Source organism: Indiicoccus explosivorum, assembly GCF_002167005.1.
Lineage (GTDB): Bacteria > Bacillota > Bacilli > Bacillales_A > Planococcaceae > Indiicoccus > Indiicoccus explosivorum.
Genome location: NZ_NHTN01000047.1, coordinates 1 through 5,746, shown reverse-complemented (window position 1 = coordinate 5,746; position 5,746 = coordinate 1). Strand labels below are relative to the sequence as shown.

The window sequence follows — 5,746 nt, the reverse complement described above, 5'->3', positions numbered from 1 at the left end:
GGCGGAACCGGATTCGGCGTACTGTGGCCGCCGCTGTTATCGTGCGGTTTGAAAGTTTGTGGAAGTTTCCCTATAGTAAAGATACGAACGTCGAAACAAGGGAGGGTGCAACATGAAGAAAAGAGTGGAAATCCGGGACTTGGCAAAACTGTCATCGGTCAACGAACCCCAGCTGTCCCCGGACGGAAGTGAAGCACTGTTTATCCGTACAGTGATTGATGAACAAGACAATACATATCGGACGCATCTGTGGCATGCGGACCTGAAAACGAAAAAACTGACCCAGTGGACGCATGCAAAAGAGCGCGTTTCCCAGCCGCGCTGGTCAGTGGACGGAAGCAGTGCCGCATTCTTATCGGATAGGACCGAAAAGAACCAGCTGTACGTGATTCCGGCGGATGGCGGTGAAGCGCGGAAAGTGACGGATTTCGAAAAAGGGGTCGACAGTTTCCGCTGGGCGCCGGACGGCACGAAAATATGGGTGAACGGGGACGTGAAAGACGGCGGATCGTTCACGGATAAAGAAGAGGAAAAGGAAGAAAAGAAACCGGAACCGGTCCGTGTCACCACAATGAAATACAAACAGCCGGATGGCGGCCTGACCGAGCAGGACGTTCACCAGCAGATCGGCCTTATCGACCTGGAAACGGGCGCTGTCGAGCAAGTGACGGCCGATCCTTATGACCACAAACTTGAAGCGGTATCCCGTGACGGCGGGAAACTGGTATACAGTGTCGATCGGGAAGATGATCTCGATTTCATTTTCCGGACGAAATTGTACATATACGATACGGAGACGGACGGTGAGCGGCTGATCCTCGAAGAAGAGGGCAGCTTCACCGGCGCCGTTTTTCGGCCGATGATTCGAAAGTGGCGTTCATCGGCATCCCGCGGACGTTCGAGAATGCGACGCATTATGAGGTGTACGTATACGACAGGGAAACCGGTACCCGGCAGACGATCACAGAATCGCTCGATGCGCCGGTCGGGGATGAAGTGGCGGCGGACACCCAGCAGGGGGCGGAAGCGCCTTATGTCGTTTGGACGGATCAGGGCGACCTGTACTTTCAAGTTTCCGTGATGGGGGATGTCCGGCTTTATTATGCTTCCCTCGACGGGGCGATTTATCCCGCTACAGGAGAAGGGGAGCATGTGTATGGCTATTCGATTTCGGCGGACGGAGATGTGGCGCTGCTCGCTGTGAGCACGCCGGTGAATCCGGGCGAGCTGTACCTGCTCGACATCGTGTCGGGAGAGCAGGAGGCGCTGACCTCGTTCAATAAGGACTATACGGACGGGACGGATTTGGCGGAACCTGAACCGATTTCCGCTGTTTCAGGCGAGTATGATGTACACGGCTGGCTGATGAAGCCCCGGGGATTCGAGGAAGGGAAAAAGTTCCCGCTTATCGTCAATATTCACGGCGGTCCCCACGCCATGTACGGGAATACGTTTTTCCATGAAATGCAGCTGCTGTCGGCGAGAGGGTTCGGCGTCCTCTACGTCAATCCGCGCGGAAGCCACAGCTACAGCCAGATTTTCGTGGATGCAGTACGCGGCGATTACGGTGGCGGGGATTACCGGGATATCATGAACGCGCTTGATTCAGTCATCGAGTCGAACAGCTGGATCGACACGGAGCGGCTCGGGGTGACCGGCGGCAGCTACGGCGGATTCATGACAAACTGGATCGTCGGTCATACGGACCGCTTCAAAGCGGCCGTCACACAGCGGTCGATCTCCAACTGGATCAGTTTTTTCGGCACTTCGGACATCGGCTATTACTTCAGTGACTGGCAGCACGGAGCCGACATGTCGGAGCCGGACCGGCTTTGGGACATCTCGCCGCTGAAGTATGCCGAGAACATTTCGACGCCGCTGCTTATCCTGCACGCCGAAAACGACTCGCGCTGTCCGATCGAGCAGGCTGAACAGCTGTACATCACGCTGAAAAGCATGGGGAAGGAAACGGAATTCATCCGGTTCCCGGAATCGGATCATAACCTGTCACGCACCGGGAAACCGAATTTGCGCTATGCGCGGCTTGAAGCGCTGGCCGGCTGGATGGAAGAACGGCTGAAGTGAAAAAACGGGCAGTCCGCTTTGACGGACCGCCCGTTTTTATTTGCCTTTGAAATCGGGTTTGCGTTTTTCACCGAACGCGATGAGCGCTTCCACCCGGTCTTCTGTCGGAATGGTGACTTCATAAGCTTTCCGCTCGATGTGGAGCCCCGTCTGCAGGTCGGCGTTCAGTCCGTTCTTGATCGCGAACTTTGCCTGCTGCAGAGCGATCGGGCCGTTTGCGAGCATGAGATCCGCGAATTCGCTCGTCACTTGTGCCAGCTGATCCCGCGGCGCCACCCGGGTGACGATACCGTACTCGAGCGCTTCCTGCGCTTTCAGGCGGCGCGCCGTCAGAATCAGTTCGAGCGCTTTCGCTTCGCCGATCAGCCGCGGCAGCCGCTGGGTTCCGCCTGCGCCCGGGATGATGGCGAGACTGGTTTCCGTCAGGCCGACAGTCGCTTCTTCGGCTAAAATCCGGAAGTCACAAGCCAGTGCAAGTTCCATTCCACCGCCGAACGCGTAGCCGTTCATCATCGCAATGGTCGGCTGCGGCAAATTTTCGATGGTCGTGAACACTTCCCCGATTTTATAAATGTTGCGTTTCACCTGCTGCTCGTTGAGCGTTTTGCGCTCTTTCAAGTCCGCGCCGACGCTGAATGCTTTCTCCCCGGCACCCATGAAGACGACTGCGCGGATGTCCGGATTGATCCGGACCGCTTCCGCGACCTGGCTCAGCTCGTTCAGCATTTCGTAATTGAACGCATTCATCGCCTCCGGCCGGTTCAGTGTAATAAAAGCCAGATGGCCGCGCTGTTCGTAGTGGATTGTTTCCATATCCATCCCCCCAATTTCGGATCCATTCGTTTCAAACATACCACTTTTGGACGCGGCCGCCAACTGCCGATATAATGGACAAAAAGGAGGTGGCGCCGTGAACAGAGTCGCAGCGTACCGGATTTTCCGCATCGTATGGATGGCACTGAAATTCTATTTGCAGATCACCCTGTTCCGAAAGCGTCACCAGGGAAGCTGGGATCCGCTGACGATGGATCAATGGAACCGGCTCGTCACCGGACAGGCCAAAGAGTACAAAAAACTCGCGCAGCAGCTCGGCGGCCTTTTGATCAAAGTCGGCCAGTTCCTCTCGACGCGCGCGGACATCATGCCGCCGACGTTTCTGGCGGAACTCGAGGGGCTGACCGACCGCGTACCTTCCATCTCCCGCGGGAAAATCGTGGATGTCATCGAAACAGAATGGAATGCACCGTATACGCAATACTTGATGTCGCTGGCCGATGAAGTGACGGCGTCCGCTTCGATCGGTGAAGTGTATAAAGGGGTGCTGAAAGACGGATCCGAAGTCGCCATAAAAGTGCAGCGGCCGGGGACTGAGCACATCATCCATGCCGACTTCCAGGCGTTTGCGTTCATCATGTGGTTTTTCCGGAAATTCACGCCGCTGAGCAGGAAGGCGGATCTGCCCGCGCTGTACCGGGAAATGGTACGGACCATCGGCAATGAACTCGATTTTAAAGAAGAACTGAAAAGCGGCCGGTCATTTGCCGACCGCTTCGGCACGATGCCCGGCATCCGGATTCCGAACTACTACGAGGAGCTGTCCACGCGCAAAGTGCTGGTGATGGAATGGATCGAAGGGTCGCGCATCACGGACACTGCCTTTATTGAAAAAAACGGGCTGAACCGCCAGATTCTGGCGGAGCGGCTGTTCCTCCTGTTCCTGGAGCAGGTCCTGAACGGCGGGGAATTCCACGCCGACCCGCACGGCGGGAACATCCTGATCTCACCGGACGGCACAATCACGCTGATCGACTTCGGAATGACCGGCGTCATTACACAGACCGACGCTCAGGCGGGACTGCGGATTGCTGAAGGCATCATCTTCAAGAATTATGATCAGGTGCTGGACGCCCTGGAAGAGCTGGGCTTCCTGCTGCCCAATGCGGAACGGCCGGTCCTGAAGGAAGCGATCAGCCGCACGGTGAAAATGTATGAGTCATCCGAGCTTTTCAAGATGGACAGCCTCATGCTCCAGCAGCTGCTGGAAGACCTGCAGGAGCTTGTGCTGAATCAGCCGGTGCAGCTGCCGGCGGAATTCGCATTTTTCGGCCGGGCGGCATCGACGTTCGTCGGGGTCCTTTATGTCCTCGATCCGAACGTCGACCTTTTGGGGCTCGCCCGCCCGCGTGTGCTTGAATGGGCCAACAGCCAGGAGGCGGGCGGCCGCATTTTCGGCCGTGAAGATGTCGTCCGGTGGGTGCTGAATACGACCGGTCCGATCCGGTCGCTGCCCCAAAAAGTGGCCGACATCCTTGAAGAACCGGAACGCTATCGTCACTACATGGAGCGCCGGGACGAACTCGACCGCGAGTGGCAGCGGATCCTGCAGACCCGGGCGTTCGCCGGCTCGTTCGGTCTCCTGTCGTTCGCCAGTCTTTCCGCTGCGGTCTGGTTCGAGCATGAGGCGGTCATCTGGGTATCGGGCGTCTTTCTGCTCGGTTCTCTCTGGACGTTCCGGACGGTTGACTGAACTGAACGGAATAACGAAAGACAGGATCCGCGTGATGGCGCCGTCCTGTCTTTTTTAATTGAAAAATAGGACAAATTTGACCGGCGGCTTTTATTCGGCAACAAATTAGGGTAAGGTACGATTGTACTGAATTAAAGATAAATGTGGGGACGGGAAGATGGCCGAAGTATTCAGCGAAAATATACTTGAAGGAGTGATGATCGCACAATGGGGATCTTATCGAAACTGTTTGGCGGGAAAAAGAAAACGGAGCAGGAGACCCAACCGATAAAGCAGCCGCAACAGGTGGAGGAACCGCCGAAGAAAGTGAAGGTCGCGGTGGTTTATTACAGTATGAGCGGCACGAATTACCAGCTGGCGCAGTGGGCGGCAGAAGGAGCCCGGGAAGCGGGGGCCGAAGCGACTGTATTCAAAGCGACGGAACTGGCTCCCCAGGAAGTGATCGATACCGTGCCGGCATGGCAGGCGCATTTGCAGGCGACCGAGCAGGTGCCGGCAGCACAGGTGGATGACCTGGTTGAAGCGGATGCCATCATTTTCAGCGTGCCGACACGGTTCGGGAATATGGCGGCACAGCTTCAGCAGCTGTTCGACACGGCTGGCGGCGCATGGGCTCAAGGGAAACTGGCGAATAAAGTCGTGAGTGCGATGGCGTCGGCACAGAATCCGCATGGCGGACAGGAAGCGACCATTCTCGGCATCTACAAGAGCATGCATCACTGGGGCACAATCATCGCCGCGCCGGGCTACACGGATCCGGTCACATTCGCTGCCGGCGGCAATCCATACGGCACCAGCGTCTCTGTCGACCAGGAGGGCAACATGATCGAAGACCGGGCAGCCATCGAAGCCGCTGTCAAACACCAGGCGAAACGCACCGTCATGGTTGCCGGATGGGTGAAAAACAGGTGACGGGCCGTGTTCGGCGGCGGATGCAAAACCTCGTTCGGCGGCGGATGCAATAAAGGAAGCTTGTCGATGGATCAATTTAACCCTGCCGGAACGCCGGCAGGGTTTTCTGATGCACCAATAAGTCGGGTAAGATGAGATTTATGCGCGTTCAACAGGATTTATGCGCGTTCAGCGGAATTTATGCGCGTTCAGCAAGATTTATGCGCGTTCAGCAAGATTTAT

5 protein-coding genes are annotated in these 5,746 nt (G+C 56.6%); 4 read left to right on the top strand and 1 reads right to left on the bottom strand.

Going from position 1 to position 5,746, the window contains the following annotated elements; genetic code table 11:
- The first annotated feature begins 112 nt into the window (after window positions 1–112).
- Window positions 113–1,081 (top strand): TolB family protein, encoded by a 969-nt coding sequence (locus CCE92_RS16355; RefSeq protein WP_338152473.1) that lies wholly within the window; start codon window positions 113–115, stop codon window positions 1,079–1,081.
- On the top strand, window positions 1,081–2,085 hold the full coding sequence (locus tag CCE92_RS16350; RefSeq protein WP_338152474.1) for an alpha/beta hydrolase family protein: 1,005 nt from the start codon (window positions 1,081–1,083) through the stop codon (window positions 2,083–2,085). The genes CCE92_RS16355 and CCE92_RS16350 overlap by 1 nt, the downstream gene beginning before the upstream one ends.
- Before the next feature lie 36 nt (window positions 2,086–2,121).
- On the opposite strand, the gene CCE92_RS12440 is transcribed toward CCE92_RS16350, so the two are convergent.
- Window positions 2,122–2,898, bottom strand: a complete 777-nt coding sequence (locus CCE92_RS12440; RefSeq protein ID WP_088008358.1) for an enoyl-CoA hydratase-related protein — start codon at window positions 2,896–2,898, stop codon at window positions 2,122–2,124.
- A gap of 97 nt (window positions 2,899–2,995) precedes the next feature.
- Here CCE92_RS12440 and CCE92_RS12435 point away from each other — a divergent pair, with 97 nt between their 5' ends.
- Together CCE92_RS12435 and wrbA are read left to right on the top strand one after the other, a co-directional pair.
- Complete coding sequence (locus CCE92_RS12435) at window positions 2,996–4,612, top strand: ABC1 kinase family protein (RefSeq protein ID WP_088008356.1); 1,617 nt, start codon at window positions 2,996–2,998, stop codon at window positions 4,610–4,612.
- A 207-nt stretch (window positions 4,613–4,819) separates the two neighbouring features.
- A complete protein-coding gene (wrbA, locus tag CCE92_RS12430; protein WP_088008354.1) occupies window positions 4,820–5,524 on the top strand; it encodes an NAD(P)H:quinone oxidoreductase in 705 nt (234 codons plus the stop codon).
- Window positions 5,525–5,746 lie beyond the last annotated feature (222 nt).